The 17,404-nt window shown below is 65.8% G+C and carries 16 protein-coding genes and 1 pseudogene; 8 read left to right on the top strand and 9 right to left on the bottom strand.

Annotated features, from left to right (window positions below; genetic code table 11):
* Nucleotides 1-153 precede the first annotated feature (153 nt).
* The gene (locus tag ACWF94_RS05005; RefSeq protein ID WP_453484766.1) at nucleotides 154-2,379 is read left to right on the top strand and encodes an arylsulfatase; all 2,226 of its coding nucleotides are present in this window, start codon (nucleotides 154-156) and stop codon (nucleotides 2,377-2,379) included.
* A 244-nt stretch (nucleotides 2,380-2,623) separates the two neighbouring features.
* Nucleotides 2,624-3,619 carry a formylglycine-generating enzyme family protein gene (locus tag ACWF94_RS05000; RefSeq protein ID WP_453484764.1) on the top strand — a complete coding sequence of 332 codons (996 nt, stop codon included), beginning with the start codon at nucleotides 2,624-2,626 and terminating at the stop codon, nucleotides 3,617-3,619.
* Between the two features lie 642 nt (nucleotides 3,620-4,261).
* On the opposite strand, the gene ACWF94_RS04995 is transcribed toward ACWF94_RS05000, so the two are convergent.
* The 7 genes and pseudogenes from ACWF94_RS04995 to ACWF94_RS04965 form a co-directional block, all read right to left on the bottom strand.
* Entirely contained in the window at nucleotides 4,262-4,774 is a 513-nt protein-coding gene (locus ACWF94_RS04995; RefSeq protein WP_453484762.1) for a hypothetical protein, read from the bottom strand.
* Nucleotides 4,775-4,776: 2 nt separating this feature from the next.
* Complete coding sequence (locus ACWF94_RS04990) at nucleotides 4,777-6,138, bottom strand: MFS transporter (protein WP_453484760.1); 1,362 nt, start codon at nucleotides 6,136-6,138, stop codon at nucleotides 4,777-4,779.
* Nucleotides 6,139-6,265: 127 nt separating this feature from the next.
* Nucleotides 6,266-6,592 carry a putative quinol monooxygenase gene (locus ACWF94_RS04985; protein ID WP_453484758.1) on the bottom strand — a complete coding sequence of 109 codons (327 nt, stop codon included), beginning with the start codon at nucleotides 6,590-6,592 and terminating at the stop codon, nucleotides 6,266-6,268.
* Nucleotides 6,567-6,947: a CoA-transferase gene (locus tag ACWF94_RS04980; RefSeq protein WP_453484756.1), complete on the bottom strand. Its 381-nt coding sequence runs from the start codon at nucleotides 6,945-6,947 to the stop codon at nucleotides 6,567-6,569. The genes ACWF94_RS04985 and ACWF94_RS04980 overlap by 26 nt, the downstream gene beginning before the upstream one ends.
* Nucleotides 6,948-7,089: 142 nt before the next feature.
* The gene (hisD, locus tag ACWF94_RS04975) at nucleotides 7,090-8,409 is read right to left on the bottom strand and encodes a histidinol dehydrogenase (protein WP_453484754.1); all 1,320 of its coding nucleotides are present in this window, start codon (nucleotides 8,407-8,409) and stop codon (nucleotides 7,090-7,092) included.
* A 135-nt stretch (nucleotides 8,410-8,544) separates the two neighbouring features.
* Nucleotides 8,545-8,766, bottom strand: a complete 222-nt coding sequence (locus tag ACWF94_RS04970; protein WP_453484752.1) for a hypothetical protein — start codon at nucleotides 8,764-8,766, stop codon at nucleotides 8,545-8,547.
* 28 nt (nucleotides 8,767-8,794) lie between these two features.
* Nucleotides 8,795-8,939: pseudogene (locus tag ACWF94_RS04965) on the bottom strand (IS5/IS1182 family transposase); the annotation flags it as partial.
* A gap of 217 nt (nucleotides 8,940-9,156) precedes the next feature.
* On the opposite strand from ACWF94_RS04965, the gene ACWF94_RS04960 reads away from it, so the two are divergent.
* Entirely contained in the window at nucleotides 9,157-9,483 is a 327-nt protein-coding gene (locus ACWF94_RS04960; RefSeq protein WP_453484779.1) for a transposase, read from the top strand.
* Between the two features lie 55 nt (nucleotides 9,484-9,538).
* Complete coding sequence (locus ACWF94_RS04955) at nucleotides 9,539-9,979, top strand: VOC family protein (protein ID WP_453484750.1); 441 nt, start codon at nucleotides 9,539-9,541, stop codon at nucleotides 9,977-9,979.
* Between the two features lie 171 nt (nucleotides 9,980-10,150).
* On the opposite strand, the gene ACWF94_RS04950 is transcribed toward ACWF94_RS04955, so the two are convergent.
* Both ACWF94_RS04950 and ACWF94_RS04945 read right to left on the bottom strand, forming a co-directional pair.
* The gene (locus tag ACWF94_RS04950; protein WP_453484748.1) at nucleotides 10,151-11,260 is read right to left on the bottom strand and encodes a FecCD family ABC transporter permease; all 1,110 of its coding nucleotides are present in this window, start codon (nucleotides 11,258-11,260) and stop codon (nucleotides 10,151-10,153) included.
* Nucleotides 11,257-12,243 carry a FecCD family ABC transporter permease gene (locus ACWF94_RS04945; RefSeq protein ID WP_453484778.1) on the bottom strand — a complete coding sequence of 329 codons (987 nt, stop codon included), beginning with the start codon at nucleotides 12,241-12,243 and terminating at the stop codon, nucleotides 11,257-11,259. The genes ACWF94_RS04950 and ACWF94_RS04945 overlap by 4 nt, the downstream gene beginning before the upstream one ends.
* Before the next feature lie 413 nt (nucleotides 12,244-12,656).
* On the opposite strand from ACWF94_RS04945, the gene ACWF94_RS04940 reads away from it, so the two are divergent.
* The 4 genes from ACWF94_RS04940 (at nucleotide 12,657) to ACWF94_RS04925 (ending at nucleotide 17,390) form a co-directional block, all read left to right on the top strand.
* Nucleotides 12,657-13,478 (top strand): 2,3-dihydro-2,3-dihydroxybenzoate dehydrogenase, encoded by an 822-nt coding sequence (locus ACWF94_RS04940; protein ID WP_453484746.1) that lies wholly within the window; start codon nucleotides 12,657-12,659, stop codon nucleotides 13,476-13,478.
* Nucleotides 13,479-13,795: 317 nt separating this feature from the next.
* On the top strand, nucleotides 13,796-14,950 hold the full coding sequence (locus ACWF94_RS04935; protein ID WP_453484776.1) for an isochorismate synthase: 1,155 nt from the start codon (nucleotides 13,796-13,798) through the stop codon (nucleotides 14,948-14,950).
* Nucleotides 14,947-16,593, top strand: a complete 1,647-nt coding sequence (locus tag ACWF94_RS04930) for a (2,3-dihydroxybenzoyl)adenylate synthase (protein ID WP_453484744.1) — start codon at nucleotides 14,947-14,949, stop codon at nucleotides 16,591-16,593. The genes ACWF94_RS04935 and ACWF94_RS04930 overlap by 4 nt, the downstream gene beginning before the upstream one ends.
* Before the next feature lie 173 nt (nucleotides 16,594-16,766).
* Nucleotides 16,767-17,390, top strand: coding sequence for an isochorismatase family protein (locus tag ACWF94_RS04925; protein WP_453484743.1), 624 nt, complete (start codon nucleotides 16,767-16,769; stop codon nucleotides 17,388-17,390).
* Nucleotides 17,391-17,404 lie beyond the last annotated feature (14 nt).

The raw sequence follows: 17,404 nt of genomic DNA, 5'->3' as shown, positions 1-17,404 counted from the left end.
ATGCATCGCTTCGAGGTCTTGCATACGTATGCTGTCGTGGCTATGCTCGTGCCACCCCATGCCCGAGCCCCTCGTCACGCGAGCACGGGTCGAGCAACAACCGGATCCCACGGGAGTCGGTGCAAGATGTGCATCTCTTCAACGGAGACCCTCATGCCAACGTCAATCACGCCCGATTCTCGCGCATTGCTGCAGGAAGCAGCGTCCCCAGCCAGCGCTCGCCCCAACATCATTTTCGTTGTACTTGACGATGTCGGCTACGCGGATATTGGGTGCTATGGATCCGAGATTGCCACGCCAAACATGGACCGCTTGGCAAACGGCGGTGTACGTTACACCAACTTTCATACCACCGCGATGTGCTCCCCGACCCGCGCGTCACTGCTGACCGGACGACAGCATCACGCCGTGGGGATGGGCATGATCACCGAATGGGCAACCACGGATCCCGGCTACACCGGTCGCATTGACCCCCGGGCCGCGACGATCGCCGAAATCCTTCAGGCCGACGAATATGCCACGATGGCCGTCGGTAAATGGCATGTCATGCCACAGGCAGATGCCATCCCATCTGGCCCATTTTCCGATTGGCCACTCCAGAAGGGGTTCGACCGGTGGTACGGATTCCACGGCGCGCTTGCGGATTCGTGGCACCCAGAGCTTTTCGAGGACAATCACACGATTGACCGGGCTTACGAGCCGGGATATCACCTCACCGAGGATCTCGTTGACCATTCGATCGACTACATCCGTGACTGCAAGGCCAGTGACGGGGAACGTCCGTACTTTCTTTATCTGGCCTTGGGTGCAGCCCACTGGCCCCATCAGGCACCAGAAGAGTACATCTCCAGGTACAAGGGAAAGTACAACAAGGGATGGGACAGTGTCCGGGAAGATCGACTCCTGCGCCAGAAAGCGCTCGGCGTCGTGCCGGAGAATACAGACTTGACCCCCCGCAACCGAGGCGTCGAAGCCTGGGACGACTTGGATGACAATCGCAAGCGGCTCTTTGCCAGGATGCAAGAAGTCTATGCAGGAATGATCGAGCACACAGATGCACAGATCGGCAGGCTGCTCGACTACCTGTCGGAAATCGACAGTCTCGAAAACACCATCATCGTCCTCGTCTCCGACAACGGCGCCTCACCCGAGGGTGGACCGGACGGTGCAGTCAACGCGCGCAAGAACCTCGTTTACGGCACCGAGACGATTGAGGACAAAATTGCGGCCATTGGTGACCTAGGCAGCGACCATACCTACAACCACTACCCAATGGGTTGGGCGCAAGTAAGCAACACGCCCCTGAAATGGTACAAAAAGGATGTCCACGGAGGCGGTGTCCGTGATCCGTTCATCGTGCACTGGCCCTCCGGGATCGCAGATCACGGAGCCGTCCGTAGCCAGTACCACCACGTCGTCGATGTGGTACCGACCATTATGGACATGATCGGATCGCAGTTCCCTGCACAATGTCGCGGCAAAGCGCAGATGCCCATTCACGGCGTCAGCATGGCATACACGCTCGACGACGCCGATGCTCCCACCCGCAAGCACATCCAATACTACGAGATGCTCGGCGACCGCGGGCTGTGGCGGGACGGGTGGAAGGCGGTAGCCCTCCATGAAAAGGGCACCCCATTCGAGAACGATGAGTGGGAGCTGTACCACCTCGCGGAGGACTTCTCCGAATGCCATGATCTCGCAACTAAGCGTCCGGAACTACTCAAGGCCCTCGTCGACCAGTGGTGGGTAGAAGCACGCAAGCACCAGGTGCTTCCATTGGATGACCGAGAGTACGAACGGGCAGCAGCCGCCATCGCAAAGCGTGCCCGCAGTCATTACCGTTTCTATCCCAAAATGTCCCGCCTGGATCGCTACCACGTTCCGGACATCACAAATCGCTCCTACACGGTGACGGCAGTCGCGGATATCGTGGAAGGCGAGGCCACGGAGGGTGTTCTCCTCTCCATCGGCTCTCGATTCGGCGGATTGGTCCTGTACGTCCAGGAAGGGAAACTCATCTTCGAGTATTCATACGATGACCGGGAACGTACCAAAATCAGCAGTACAAGCACGCTTGAATCCCATACCCGCACCGTTTTGGAGCTGCGTTTCGAATCCAACGGTACTGGCGGAGGAGTAGCTCATCTGCTCATCAATGGAGCCATTGATGCCTCAGCCGAAATTCATCGCACATGGCCGGTGGCCGGCCTCGCTGGCGGACTCCACTGCGGCCGTGATGGAGCATCATTGGTAAGCGAAGCCTATTCGCACCCCTTTACTTTCAACGGTCAGCTGCACCACGTCTCCATCGTCCTCGACGGCTCGGCAGGCAACGATGCCACAGCCGAAACCAAGCGGGCACTCACAGAGGAGTAAGCCAGGTGCGGGCGATCCGGAGGTGATACTCCCCGGATCGCCGAACCCATTCTTTACGAGAAAGCTCATACTTCTGAGAGCTGACTAATCATGGCTGGGATCAAGCTAATCAAAGCCTATCCTCCCTGACAGTCGAACGTGGGCAAGACCTTCTGCTCAGCTGGCCAGGCGGACCCAGTTCCTTCGCTATTTTCCCGAGCCCTCATGTGCCGTTCGATCTAAGCCTCGGAAAGCAGGTCTGCTCATGGGTGCACGTCACTCCGATCCCCAGTACGAGGGCAAAAGCTGCTGCACCCCTGACGGTTCGAAGAGGCAACTCTTCGACTTCCCCGTTCGATCGTCCAGTGGCGCACCGTCCAGGATGGGTCCTCATTCTACGGATGTGACCATCCCTGCGGGTACGTTCCAGATGGGCGATGCCTTTGGCGAAGGGTACCCAGCCGACGGGGAAACTCCTGTACGCCAGGTTGAGATTGACTCAATCAGTATTGACGCCACCGCAGTCACCAATAGCATGTTCGCCGAATTCATCGCCGCCACTGGATACGAAACCGATGCCGAAGTGTATGGCTCGTCCGCTGTTTTTCGCCTCCTCGTACGCGCACCGCCCTCCCATGTACTCGGCCCCGCTGCTGAGGCGCCGTGGTGGCTGAACGTTCAAGGAGCCGACTGGGCACACCCCGCAGGACCTGACTCAGATTGGGAGAAGATACCTGATCATCCAACCGTCCACATCTCTCATAACGACGCATTGGCTTATTGCCGTTGGGCCGGACGACGCCTTCCGACCGAGGCTGAGTGGGAATATGCTGCCAGGGGAGGATTGAACGGCAAGAGATACCCGTGGGGGGACACGCTCTACGGCCCCGAAGGCGAGCACCTGTGCAATATCTGGCAGGGTAGCTTCCCCCAAGAAAACACAGCCGAAGACGGGTTTCTCGGCACTGCCCCCGTCAGATCATTCCCTGCCAATGGATACGGGCTCTACGAAGCCGTCGGCAACGTGTGGGAATGGTGCGCTGACTGGTTCCTGCTTGATTCTCACCACCAGTCATTTACCCAGAACGTGGCAGAACCCCCTAGAGGGGCGAGCAGAGTAATGCGTGGCGGGTCCTATCTTTGCCATGACTCCTACTGCAACCGCTACCGTGTCGCAGCCCGGACATCAAACACGCCGGAATCCTCTAGCGGAAACTGTGGTTTTCGCACCATTGCTGCCGCGTCGGGGATGGTCGCCTGATGCTCAATATCCCTACTACGCTGACGTGGACAAGCGCGCCTTCAATCAGGTTCATCGCGCTCCGGAGCTCGCAAGCGGCGCTGCCGTAGCGCACGTTGGCCCGGAAGGCGGCGGCAGTCGCGCCGACGGTGTGGTCCCAGGAGCTGGGGGAGGCGCGCAGCGCGGCATCGAGGTGCCTCTCAGTCGCTGCTACGTGACCGTTGTCGGGGCGCACCAGCCTGCCCAGGCAGGAGACTTCGGCAGCGCTGGCGTACAAGCGCCGTCCGGTTGCCTCGGTAGAGGAGTTGTCCCGCAGGAGCCGGTTGATCAGCCTCAGTTCGACACGGGCAGCGCCGTAGACCTGATCGACACCCAGGTCGTCGTCCAGGTGGGGAGGTGGTCGACCCGGTCGGCCTGTGTAGTGCCAACGCAGCGGCCGGTGACGGCGTTGGCGGGAGTGGGGGCGGCGATGGCTGCGGCGACTGTGCCGGCCCCGGACTGGGCGGGTCGCCGCCGGTGTGCTGGCGCCCGGCGAGCACACCCTCATAGGCACTGGACATGAACGCGGCTTACCTCTCTGATCGGTGCGCTGGGGCAGGTCGTCCGTACGCAGAGAACACAGTTCCTCGCGGCGCAGTGCGGCGTCGTAGGCGAGGGCAAGCATCACACGGTTGCGTATCGGCTCCTCAGCGGCGATCGCGAGGACATCCATCCAGCTGCTCGGCGGGTATCCAGGGCAGTTTCGTCAGCCTCGGCACGAGGCCGCGCTCGTGCCCGCCACGGTGTCGGCGGCCGGGCGTAAAGCGGCCCCGGCCGACCGGGTTGGAGCCGGTGCCCGTCCTCCATGAGGAAGTCGTAGAACAGCCGGACGGGCACCGGGCGCTGCTGAATAGTGGCGTTGGCCAGGCCCGAGCCCGAGTCGATCGAGACCACATTCGCACCCCGTCGGCTCGGCTGCGAGATCAACTCCCTTACGTACACGGCAATGTGGGCCCGGTTCGCCGTCAGCGGGTCGACGTTCTCGCGCTCGCACATCTCCAGGTACTCGGCCAGCCCCCACGCATAGGCATCGATGGTCCGGGGCGTCCGCCCGCGCAGTGACGGCTCCGCGACCGCATTGGCAGTGGCGAACTCGGAGATGTCGGCGCCGGCGGAAGCGCAGCGGAACCTCGCCACAATCAAGCAACCCTTTGCTGATCCTTGCGTGTCGCATACATTATTGTCAGTTTTTCCAGCTTCTTGCGCGCCTTAGCCGGATTGAGCATAAAACCTCCCAGCACACTGGTAACACAGACGCCAATGCCCACGACGAGGAAGCCATTCGCGTATCCGTGGACCAAATCGGGAGCCGCCTCCACAATCAATCCCAGTACGTAGGGCGCGAAGATTCCTGCGAGGCTGTAGATCGCCACGGCGCAGCCGAAGAACGCCACGCGCTGGTGGGCGGGCAGGAAGTCGGATACCCCGGCGAACGCGACGACGAACGCCACGCTGTTGACGGAGAATGCGATGACCACCAGGACCAGCTGCAACGAACCCGGCTGAACGAGGGTGAAGGCGATCATGGCAAGCCCGCCGATGACGAGGGTTATCGACGTCACAAGGCCCCGGGCGACGCGTGAAGACGAGCCGCGGCGGAGCATGCGCCCGGACAGTGCTCCTGTACCGAGTAGTACGATGATTGCCGTGGCGTAAGGAATCGTCATCAAGTTACCGACAAGTTCCTGAGAATACCCAAGCCCCTTGTTCATGAACACCGGCAACCATGAAACCTTCAGAGACGTCACCGTGTAGCCGGCGAACGTAAGCAGGGCCAATCCCCAGAAGCTCGGCAGCATCAGAAGGCGGAAAAATGGGACCACGATGTCCCCGTTCGGATCCGCCTTCTTCTTTTCCTCGGCTGGCTCTGTGGTGAGCTTGGGGACACGGAGGGGAAGGCGGTCGACGTACAGGAACCATACGATCACCCAGATCGCGCTGGCGGCAGAAAGAACGATGAACGCGGCATTCCAACCCCACGTGAGAATCACCCAAGTCAGGATAGGCGCGGAGATAAGGGGGCCTAGGTTGGCTCCGGAGTCCACGATAGCGCCAGCGGTGGCACGTTTTTCCGGCGGGAACAACCCATGGACAATTGACTGTGTGATTGCCAGTGCGGGGCCTTCGAAAAACCCGAGCAGCACTCGACAAACGATCAGGACTCCAAACGTCGTTGGAACCGTCAGGGGCAGCATAGTCAAGAGCCAGGAAATCATGAGAAACCCGGATACCCACGTATAGGAGAACTTCCGAGACAATGCTGTCAAAATGATGGCGCCGGCAGCAAACAGCCAAAAGAAGGCGCTGCTGACGAGACCGTACTGGCCAGGAGTGAGTCCATAGGTTTCTGTGAGCTGCGTCGCCGCGAACCCAATAACGGCTTTGTCGGCAAAGTTCAAGGTAAAAAGGAGAAGAAGCAGTACGACAACCCCCCAAGCGCGGGAGTTGGCCTTCTTCTCGGACCGTGACGCGACGTCCACCTTGGTTTTGGTGTAAGCCATTCTGGTACTCCAATTGTAGAGATGAAGCCCTTGCTATTGAACGACATTCGCCAATGCCGGCACGACAGGTGTCCATGACGGCAATCACTGCCTGACCGGGGAACTCCCTCGGGCCTTGGCCTGCTGGTTATGTGACGGGGGGTGCAACGTACGTCTCAACTTTGCGCATGCGCAGCCGCGGAATGATTTCGCCAACACCTAGCCGTTGGAAGTGTTCGGTCTCACGGTGTACTGCGAACCCGGACTCGTCCTCGTACCGTTCCAGAATTACCAGTTTGGCCCTGTCTTCCGGGCACTGATAGAAGGCGTATTCCAGATTTGCCGGTTCCAGTCGACTAGCCTCGACCAACTGCCGAAGGAACCCGACAACAGTGTCGACCTCCCCATCCCTGACCTCATCAATGCTGTTGCGAGTCAGGACACCCAGGTCAGTAATGACTTTGGCGGTCCCCATGCCTGTGGGCATCGACCCTCCGCTGCTGCCCGCCGCCTGGTGGGGGCCGGGTGAGTGCAGAAGTCAAGCTGCTCGACGAAGGTTCTCGGATTGTGTCGGCGCATGACGACGAAGACTTCCCCGGCGCCGGCCATGACTTCAATGGCGCCCCTGACCCCGGAAGTTTGGTGACCGGAGTACCCCAGTCCTCGCCGATGAGTGTGGAATTGAGGCTGCCGAATTTGTCGATTTGTGCGGCCCCTGGAAACCCGACATCGACACGCTCACCCTGGAGAAGGTAGTTGAACAGCTGAGATATGGACAACACCCCAGCGGTGCCGGTGACAAGAATTGCGTCAGAAACGATGCGTGGCATTTCGGCCGGGCGCGCTTATCCCCAGTTCTTTTCCCGTAAGAGATTCCGGCTCTGTAAGCCTTTGAATTATTCTCACGGTTCTGCCTTCCGAATCGCATGGCCTACATGCTGCTCCCGCGAGGGAGCAGCATGTAGCCAGGTGTTAGGTGGTGACGGCTACCGGCTGGTACCAGGGGAGGTCATCCCGATTGCCGTACCGCCGGACCCGGATGTTCGCTTGTTCACCATGGCCGGCAAAGTTCTCCATGTGGGACAGCCGTGAGCAGTACTCTCCGATTTCGGCGCTTGCTGCATCACTCGTGACGCGCTGGTAAGTGCAGGTCTTGAGGAACTTGCCGACCCACAGTCCGCCGGTATAGCGGGCGGCCCTGTTGGTTGGCAGAGTGTGGTTGGTTCCAATCACCTTGTCGCCATAGGCGACATTTGTGCGAGCTCCAAGAAACAACGCGCCGAAATTGGTCATGTTGTTCAAGAAGTAGTCGGGGTCCTTCGTCATGACCTGGACATGTTCAGAGGCCAGGTCATCAGCGGTAGCGAGCATTTCCTCGTAGGTGTCGCACACAATGACTTCGCCATAGTGGTCCCAGCTCTTCCGCGCCACTTCGGCCGTGGGCAAAATGGTCAACTGGCGATCGACTTCGGCCATGGTCTCCCTGGCGAGCTTTTCGCTGTTGGTCAAGAGCACCGCCGGCGTAGTGGGGCCGTGTTCGGCCTGTCCAAGGAGATCCACTGCGCAAATTTCAGCGTCGACACTCTCGTCAGCAATGACCAGGGTCTCGGTAGGACCGGCAAAAAGATCGATGCCGACACGGCCGAATAGCAGCCGCTTCGCCTCAGCAACATACATATTGCCAGGACCGACCAGCATGTCCACAGCACCGATGGACTCTGTGCCCAGCGCCATTGCAGCTACGGCCTGGACACCTCCCAGGACCAGGATTTCATCAGCGCCGGCCATGTGCATTGCAGTCACGATGGCGGGGTGGGGCGCGCCCTGGAACGGTGGCGCGGTGGCGACGACGCGTGGCACACCTGCAACCTTGGCAGTCAAAACGCTCATGTGGGCGGCCGCAACCAGCGGGTACTTTCCACCGGGAATGTAACAACCGACGGCGTTGACCGGGATGTTCTTGTGTCCGAGGATCACGCCCGGATGCGTCTCAACCTCGACGTCCGTCATGGAGGACCGCTGGATCTGGGCAAAGTTGCGGATCTGTTGCTGAGCAAACTTGATGTCGTCGATTTGACCGCGCGAAAGGCTCTTGCCTGCCGCTTCAATTTCCTTCTGGGACAGACGGAACTGTGCTGGATCCCATTCATCGAAATCGATGCTGTACTTCCGGACGGCTTGGTCTCCGGATCGCTCGACATCGGCCAGGATGCGTTCAACGGTCTGACGGACCTTGGAATCATCCTCGGCCCGAACCGCGGCATCCTTACCGCGCTTCAAATACTTAATCACGAGATCCTCCTTCTGTCTTGCATACGCATGCAACGGGCTGCACGCTATCACGCAAGGCTCCCGGTCAACAGGGTCCGCGCCCTTCTGGTTTAAGAGCCTGTTGCCTTCCGGAGCTAAACTCTGACTTTCCGCTGGTCAGGCATGGTGCTGTCGTTTCCGTGGCAGCCAGAACGCGTCGTGTCGCCGCGGTCGTGGAGGTGCAGGGATGCCCTCGGGGCCGCCGTCGGTGAGGAACTCGTCCATGCGGTCCCAGAGCACGCGCACCGGGTGTCCACTGGGCAGTTCCTGAAGGGCCTCGACCATCAGGGTGTGGAGTTCGTCCGTGCCCAGTCCCTCAAGGTCGCTCTGCGTATTCACGCTGTTCCCCCTGGTCTTGGACCGTGTCCTAGGTGGTCAGGCGGAGGAGTCGTTTGTAGCAGCAGAGGGCTGCGGCGCGGCCGAGGAAGGCCAGGTAGTTGCGGGGATGACGCTCGTAGCGGTGGTTGAACCTGCGGTAGCCCGGACAGCCAGGACATGGTCCGCTCGATCACCGACGCGACTTCGCCCGGATGGCGATCGCGCTGCGGCTGGAGTTCACCGGGCAGGACCATCCCGTCGGGCGCGAGGTGGAGCGGAGCTACGACGAGTTCGTCACCCACTGCGTCCAGCTCATCGACGCGGGCCGCGCGGCGGGAACGATCCCGTCCGGCCCTCCGGCCCGTACTCGCTCGCCTTCGTCGGCGCCCTTGAAGGAACCGTCGTCGCCGGATCGGCGGTGGCCATCCGCGTACCCGACCCGCTCACGTCCTGGCCGACCGCGCCTACTCCTCTCGAAAGATCCGCGAGTACCTGCGCCGGCGGCAGATCCCGCACACTGTTCCGGAGAAGCGCGACCAGGCCGGCCATCGCCGACACCGGGGTTCGACCGGCGGCCACCCACCCGGCTTCGACCGTGAGCGATACAAGGCCAGACACAAAGCCGAGTGCCGAATAGGGCTCCTCAAGCAGGCACGAGGCGTCGCGACACGCTACGACAAGCTCGCTGTCCGCTACGAAGCCATCACCCAACTCACCGTGATACGCCAGGCGTTGTGACCACCTCAATCGCGCCCCAGGTGCCGTCCAGCGGCTGCACTACAGTGGGCCCACCATGCCCGATCTCTTCGGAATCAACCATCTGACTCTGTCCACGACCGACCTCGACCGGCTCGTTACGTACTACACGGAGTTGCTCGGAGCAGCGCTCGCATTCGAGCGCGCTGCAACCCCTTCTGATCCTCGGATCGCAGTCATCGACGTCGGCGGGGACGACCATCTGATGGTCGTCGAAACCGCTACGGTCCCCACCACTGATCTCGATCCCCTCAGCAGGGCGGGGTGGGGGCTGCGGGTGGGAACATACACGCAGCTGTGTGAGGTTCGCGAACAAATCCTGGGCGCCGGGTGGCCGGTCGGACAGATCGAGACACTGCCCACGCAGTGGACGATGACAGCTCTCGATCCCGATGGACGCCCTGTGGACGTTCGAGCCCATCGCCCACGCACCGCATCACCGTCACCAACCACTGGCCAACGGCTACCCCGACTTTGAGAACAGGCCCTAGGGTCTTTCGTTTGGATCAGGCTGGGTCAGTGAGCGGGGTCTGGTGCCGTGGATCGCAAGGCGGAGGAGGGAGGCCACGCGGAGCGTCGGCGACTGACGACAACGCGGCGAGGTGCGGTGCCAGGGCACGCGAGCCCAGCAAGATCCAAACGAGAGGCCCTAGCGGCGGCCCGCCCGCCACTCATGCGTCAGCAGCCACATCAGATACATACCGCCGATCGCCGCCGTCATGATGCCGACCGGCAACTGGACCGGAGCCAGCACCCGCTGCGCCGCGTAGTCGCTCGCGATCAGCAGCAACGCGCCCATGATCGCGGCCGGGATCAGGGTGACACCGGCGCTGCGGGTGATCCGGCGGGCCAGTTGGGGCGCGGCGAGGGCGACGAAGGCGATCGGGCCCGCGGCGGCTGTGGCGGTCGCGCACAGCAGGACCGCCAGTACGATGAGGACGAGGCGGGAGCGCTCGACCGGCACCCCGAGGGACTTGGCGGAGGCGTCGCCCGCCTCCATCATCCGCAGATGCGGCCCGAGCAGCAGGCAGAGCGGCAGGAGGATCGCGACAGTGATCACCGCGGGCACGAACTGGTCCCAGCCGCGGCCGTTGAGGGACCCGGTGAGCCAGACGGCGGCGGCCTGGGCCTCGTCCAGCGACGCCTTGATCATCAGATAGGCGTTGACGGAGCTGAGCAGCGCGCCCGCCGCGATGCCGACGAGGATCAGCCGGTAGCCCTGGACACCGCGCTTGTAGGCCAGCGCGTACACCACGAGCGCCGTGCCGAGGCCGCCGAGCACCGCGCCCGCCGCGACGGCGAAGGGGCCGCCGCCGAAGACGAGGATCTGGAAGAGCGCGCCGGTCGCCGCGCCGGTCTCGAAGCCGACGATGTCGGGGCTGCCGAGGGGGTTGCGGGCGAGGCTCTGGAAGATGGCGCCGCTGACGCCGAGCGCGGCGCCGACGACGATCCCGACGAGCAGGCGCGGCAGCCGCAGGGTGTTGACGATGTAGTCGGTACTGGGGGTGCCCGCTCCGACGAGGGTGCGGACGACGTCGGCGGGCGAGACGGTGAAGTCGCCGGTGCCGAGCGCCAGTACGGCGACGGTGAGGAGGGCGGCCAGCAGGGCGAGCCCGGTGTACAGGGGGCGTTCGGCGATCCGCAGCCCGATCCGGCCGCCCGCCAGACGCAGCCGCCGCCCGGGGACGAGCTGCCGCGCGGTGGGCGGCTTCTCCATGGGCGCGACGGGGCTGACGCCGATCTCTTCGGTCGTGCTCATAGCTGGGGCACCTTGCGCGTACGGACGAGGGCGACGAGGACCGGTGCGCCGATGGCCGCGGTGACGATGCCGACGGCCAGTTCGTCGGGCCGGACCAGGAGCCGGCCGAGGACATCGGCCCCGAGCAGCAGGGCCGGGGCGAGGACGACGCAGTAGGCGAGGATCCAGCGGTGGTCGGGGCCGGTGATGAGCCGGGCGACATGCGGGACGATCAGGCCGACGAAGCCGACCGGGCCGATGGCGGCGGTAGCGGCTCCGCAAAGCAGCGTCACGGAGAGCACGCCGAGGATCCGGGTGCGGACCACCCGGGCGCCGAGCGCCTTGCCCGCCTCGTCGCCGAGGGCGAGGGCGTTCAGCGAGCCGCTGAGGCCGAGCGCGATGACGGTGCCGATGACGAGGAACGGGACGACGTGCGGGAGTACGGCCGACTCGCGTCCGGCGAGGGTGCCGATGGCCCACATGCGCAGCTCGCCGAACGCCTCGTCGTCCAGGAAGGTGACGGCGGAGATCCCGGCGATCAGCGTGGCGTTGACGGCGGTCCCGGCGAGGATCAGCCGGACCGGACTGGCGGCTCCGCGGCCGGTGGTGCCGAGGACGTAGACGACGAGGGCGACGACCATCGCTCCGGCGAAGGCGAACCAGACGTATCCGAGCAGCCCGGTCACGCCCAGTCCGCCGATGGCGATGACGACGGCGGCGGACGCCCCGGATTCGATGCCGAGCAGCCCGGGGTCGGCGAGCGGATTGCGCGTCAGGGCCTGCATCACGGCCCCGGAGAGACCGAGGCCCGCGCCGACGGCGATGCCGAGGAGGGTCCGGGTGAGCCGGTAGTCCTGGACGATGACGGCGTTCTCGGACCCGTCGGGGGAGAGCAGTCCCGCCACGACGTCGCCGAGGGGGATGGACTTGGTGCCGAGCGCGATGCTGAGGACGACGATCAGGGCGAGGGCGGCGCAGGACACCAGGAGTCCGGTGAGCCGCACCGCGAGGGTGCGGCGTACGGGCGACCGTTCCTCCGGGTGGCCGCCGGGGGCCGGGCCCGGCCCGTCCGGGTCCGGTGGCCCGTCCGGGCGCTGCGGCTCGTCCGGGCGCTGTCGTCCCCGGGCACCCCGGGCCTTGAAGAGGGTCCGCCGAGCGCTTCCGGGCTCGGCCGCGCTCTGGTGCGAGGGGACCGTGACCACTTCACCTTCTCCCAACGAGTCAGGGAACCGACCACGGCCACACCTGGCAAGAACTAAGGTAAGGCTACCTTAACCATGTCACCACCAAGCCAACGTCAAGCCGCCATGAAGTCGGGGCACCTCCGGGCGAGTTCGACACGAACACCCATCCGGCACCCGGACTGGGCCCCCGGATAAACTTAGGTTAGGCTCACCTAAGAACAAGGAGGATGCTCATGCCTGACCACAGAGCGTTCGGCGGGGAGTTCGCCGGCCGGGTGGCACTCGTCACCGGGGCCGGCCAAGGCATCGGCGCGGCGGTGGCGCGGGCGCTCGCCGACCTCGGCGCTGCGGTCGCGGCGACCGACCGCGCCGCCGGGGCGGTCTCCGCCGTGGCCTCAGCCCTCACCGAGGAGCTGAAGGAGCACCCGGCGGCCGGGCGCGTGGTCGCCTGCCCCCTGGATGTCACCGACGCGGCGGCCGTGGCGGACACGGTCGGCCGGGTCGAACGCGACCTCGGCCCGATCGATCTGCTCGTCAATGTCGCGGGCATCCTGCGCACGGCCCCCGTCCTCGAACTGACCGACCAGGACTGGGCGGACACCTTCGCCGTCAACACCACGGGGGTCTTCCATATGTCACGAGCCGTCGTCGCCCGGATGACACCCCGGCGCTCCGGCTGTGTGGTGACGGTCGCGTCGAACGCGGCCGGCATCCCCCGCCCCCGGATGGCGGCCTACGCCGCGTCCAAGGCGGCGGCGGTCATGTTCACCAAGTGTCTGGGCCTGGAGAGCGCCCGCGACGGCATCCGCTGCAATGTGGTGGCGCCCGGGTCCACGGACACCCCCATGCAACGCGCGCTGTGGGCCAACGAGTCCGCCGCCGCCCGCGTCATCGACGGCGACCCGCACCCCGGGACGTACCGCACCGCGATACCGCTGGGCCGGATCGCCGACCCCCAGGACATCGCGGACGCCGTGGTCTTCCTCGCCTCCGACCGGGCCCGGCAGATCACCATGCACGATCTGTACGTCGACGGCGGCGCGACCCTGCGCTGAGCCACCCGCACCCGGCGGGCGTCCGGGTCCGGGTCCGGGTCCGGGTCCGGGTCCGCCGACGGGAGACCACGGCACCACGCCCGGCACCCGCCGGGCCCGGACCCACACCCGGCACCGCCGACCCCGTACGCACGAACCGCACCCGTCTGTACCCGCCCGTATCCGCATACGCCCGGCCGCACCTTTCTGTACCCGCAGATACCCGTAGATACCTGTAAATGCCCTTAGACACCTGTAGACACCCGTCTGTACCCTCACCCCGACCCAGAGGAGCCACCGTGTCGACGGCTGCCCACGAAGTCGCCACGCACACAACGATGGCCGAGCCGGCGCATCCCGCCGTAGGAGCGGCCACGCATCTGCTCGACTCCTACCGCCAGGGCGACCGCTTCCTCGCCACCCCGACCCGCACACTGCTGGCGCGAGGAGTCCGGCGGGAGATACCCGAGGGCGACGAGCCACTCCCCCGGCGAGTGGCCGCCGCCCTGCGCGACTCCCGGTCCCCGGTGGTGATCGGGGCCGTACCGTTCGACCAGTCGGCGCCACCGGCGCTCGTCGTCCCGGAGGCCGTGCACACCGGGCCACCGCTCGCGGCCGACCCGCTGATCGCGCTCCCCGCCGAGAGGCCGTCGCCGGCCCGGTGGGACATCCGGCCCGAACCCGCGCCCGAGGTGTACGCGAAGGGGGTCGCCGCGGCCGTGGACCGTATGTGGAAGGGCGAGTTCAGCAAGGTGGTGCTGGCCCGTACGCTCGAACTCACCCACAGCGAACCCCTGGACATCCCGCCCATGCTCCAGCGGCTCGCCCGCCGGGACCCCGCCGGCTACACCTTCGCCCTGCCCACCACACCCGGCCGGACCCTGCTCGGCGCCAGCCCCGAACTGCTGGTCTCCCGCCGGGGCAGAACGCTTGTCGCCAACCCCCTCGCGGGCTCCACCCCGCGCAGCGCGGACCTCGCCGAGGACGTACAGCGCGCGGCGGCGCTCCTCCAGTCGGCCAAGGATCTGCATGAACACGCCGTCGTCGTCGACGCCGTGCACCAGGGCATGGCGGCGTACTGCTCGGCCATCGACGTACCCCCGCGCCCGACCCTGATCCGGACGGCCACCATGTGGCATCTGTCCACCACCGTCACCGGAACGCTCCGCCGACCCGAGGTGTCCGCGCTGGAGATCGCCTGCGCGCTGCATCCGACCCCCGCCGTCTGCGGCACGCCCACCGCGCTGGCCCGCACGGTGATCGAGGAGACCGAGCCGTTCGACCGCGGCTTCTTCACCGGCATGGTCGGCTGGGGCAACGCCGGGGGCGACGGCGAATGGGTCGTCACCATACGCTGCGCGGAGGCCGAGAAGCGCACACTGCGCCTGTACGCCGGGGCCGGGGTGGTCGCCGCCTCCGAGCCCGAGGCGGAGACCGAGGAGACGGCCGCCAAGTTCCGGACGTTCCTGAACGCCGTGGGAGCCGAACTGTGAGCACCGAACCGCCCACCTGGCCCGAGGAGTTCGCCGAGCGCTACCGGGCGGCCGGCTGGTGGCGCGGCGAGACCTTCGGGGGGATGCTGCGCGAGCGGGCGGCGGCACACCCGCGCCGGATCGCCGTCGTCGACCCGGCGGGCGGCCCCGACGGCGGGCGCCGCGCCTGGACCTACGCCGAACTGGACGGACGGGCGGACCGGCTGGCCGCCGGGTTCACCGCCCGGGGCATCGGCAGGGGTGACCGGGTCGTCGTCCAGCTCCCGAACACCGCCGAGTTCTTCGAGGTGATCTTCGCGCTGTTCCGGCTCGGCGCGCTGCCCGTGTTCGCGCTGCCCGCGCACCGCGAGACGGAGATCGGCTACTTCTGCTCCTTCACCGAGGCCGTCGCGTACATCATTCCGGCCGTCCACGACGGATACGACTACCGGAACCTGGCGGAGGCCGTCCGTACCCGGGGCCCCTCGCTGAAGCAGGTGTTCGTCACCGGGGGCGAGGCCGGTGCCCATGAGCCGCTCGCCGATGTGCCCGCCGACCCCCCGCCCGGCCGCGAGCCGCCCGAACCGTCCCCCGGCGATATCGCCTTCCTCCAGCTCTCCGGCGGCAGCACGGGCGTGCCCAAGCTGATCCCGCGCACCCATGACGACTACATCTACTCCCTGCGCGGCTCCAACGAGATCTGCGCGGTCGACAACCAGAGCGTGTATCTGTGCGTCCTGCCCGCCGCGCACAACTTCCCGCTCTCCTCGCCGGGTTCACTGGGCGCGCTGTACGCGGGCGGCCGGGTGGTGCTCTGCCCGCAGCCGGTCCCCGATGTCGCGTTCCCGCTCATCGAGCGCGAACGGGTCACCATCACCGGCCTCGTCCCGCCGCTCGCCCTGGTGTGGACGGACGCCGCGCCGCGCACCGCGTACGACCTGAACAGTCTCGACGTGCTGCTCGTGGGCGGCGCGAAGTTCAGCGAGGAGGCGGCCCGCCGGGTGCGGCCCGCGCTCGGCTGTGCGCTGCAACAGGTCTTCGGCATGGCGGAGGGCCTGGTGAACTACACCCGGCTCGACGATCCGCACGAGACGATCGTCACCACCCAGGGGCGGCCCATCTCCCCCGACGACGAGATCCGGGTCGTGGACGACGAGGACAACGATCTCCCGGTGGGCAGCACCGGCCATCTGCTGACCCGCGGCCCCTACACCATCCGAGGCTACTGGAACGCCCCCGAGCACAACGCCCGCTCGTTCACCGAGGACGGCTTCTACCGTACGGGCGATGTGGTCCGGGTCACCGAGAGCGGCCATCTGGTGGTGGAGGGCCGGGCCAAGGACCAGATCAACCGGGGCGGCGAGAAGATCGCCGCCGAGGAGGTGGAGAACCACCTCCTCGCCCACCCGGCCGTGCACGACGCCAATGTCGTCGCCGAGCCCGACCCGTTCCTCGGCGAGCGGACCTGCGCCTATGTCGTCCTGCGCGCGGACGCCGAGCCGGTGAAGGCGCTCGCCGTCAAGAAGTTCGTACGCGAACGGGGTCTGGCGGGCTACAAGGTGCCGGACCGGGTCGTGTTCGTCGACGCCTTCCCGAAGACGGGTGTCGGGAAGGTGTCCAAGAAGGATCTGCGCGTCGGGACGACACCCGGCGCGGCGACGTAGGTCCCGACCTCGACGCGCCCCGTACGTACGGGACACCTCCCGGCTCCACGCCCCGGGCCGGGTCGGCCTCCCCCGTCGCACCCCGACCCGTACCGGGGCCCGCCCGGCACACCCGAGCCGTACCCGGGCACCTCCCGCCGTACCCCGACTCTTCCCTGAACGGAACTCCCGCCATGGCCCTGCCCGACATCGCTCCCTACCCGATGCCCCTGCCGGAGGAACTGCCCGCCAACCGGGTCGACTGGCAGGTGGACCCGACACGTGCGGTGCTGCTCGTCCACGATCTGCAGAACTACTTCCTGGCGGCGTTCGACAGCCGTGCCGAGCCGGTGACGACCCTGCTGCACCAGGTGGCACGGCTGAAGAAGGAGGCCGCCCGGCTCGGCGTACCCGTGCTCTACACGGCACAGCCCGGTGGGCAGACGCCGGCCGAGCGCGGACTCCAGCAGGATTTCTGGGGCCCCGGGCTGCCCGCCGACGAGCACGCGGCGGCCATCCCGGCGGCGGTCGCGCCGGGACCGGGCGACGCGGTGCTGACGAAGTGGAAGTACAGCGCGTTCGTCCGCACCGATCTGCTGGAACGGCTGCGGGAACAGGGCCGCGACCAGCTCGTCATCACCGGTGTCTACGCCCATATCGGGGTGCTGATGACCGCCTGCGACGCCTGGATGCAGGACATCCAGGCGTTCCTGGTCGCCGACGCCGTCGCCGACTTCTCCCAGCGGGACCACCGGATGGCACTGGAGTGGGCCGCGGGCCGGTGCGCACGGGTCACCACGGCGGACGACGTGTTCTGAGGCGACCGCCCTCC

The sequence above is a fragment of the Streptomyces sp. NPDC055078 genome, assembly GCF_053607985.1.
Note: the sequence above shows the minus strand (reverse complement) of the source record. Positions and strands in the feature narration are given on the sequence as shown.

Coding starts and splice junctions, on each gene's coding strand:
- ACWF94_RS05005 (WP_453484766.1), top strand. CDS start 154: ATGCCAACGTCAATCACGCCCGATTCTCGCGCATTGCTGCAGGAAGCA.
- ACWF94_RS05000 (WP_453484764.1), top strand. CDS start 2,624: ATGGGTGCACGTCACTCCGATCCCCAGTACGAGGGCAAAAGCTGCTGC.
- ACWF94_RS04990 (WP_453484760.1), bottom strand. CDS start 6,138: ATGGCTTACACCAAAACCAAGGTGGACGTCGCGTCACGGTCCGAGAAG.
- ACWF94_RS04985 (WP_453484758.1), bottom strand. CDS start 6,592: ATGGGGACCGCCAAAGTCATTACTGACCTGGGTGTCCTGACTCGCAAC.
- ACWF94_RS04980 (WP_453484756.1), bottom strand. CDS start 6,947: ATGCCACGCATCGTTTCTGACGCAATTCTTGTCACCGGCACCGCTGGG.
- ACWF94_RS04955 (WP_453484750.1), top strand. CDS start 9,539: ATGCCCGATCTCTTCGGAATCAACCATCTGACTCTGTCCACGACCGAC.
- ACWF94_RS04950 (WP_453484748.1), bottom strand. CDS start 11,260: ATGAGCACGACCGAAGAGATCGGCGTCAGCCCCGTCGCGCCCATGGAG.
- ACWF94_RS04940 (WP_453484746.1), top strand. CDS start 12,657: ATGCCTGACCACAGAGCGTTCGGCGGGGAGTTCGCCGGCCGGGTGGCA.
- ACWF94_RS04935 (WP_453484776.1), top strand. CDS start 13,796: ATGGCCGAGCCGGCGCATCCCGCCGTAGGAGCGGCCACGCATCTGCTC.
- ACWF94_RS04925 (WP_453484743.1), top strand. CDS start 16,767: ATGGCCCTGCCCGACATCGCTCCCTACCCGATGCCCCTGCCGGAGGAA.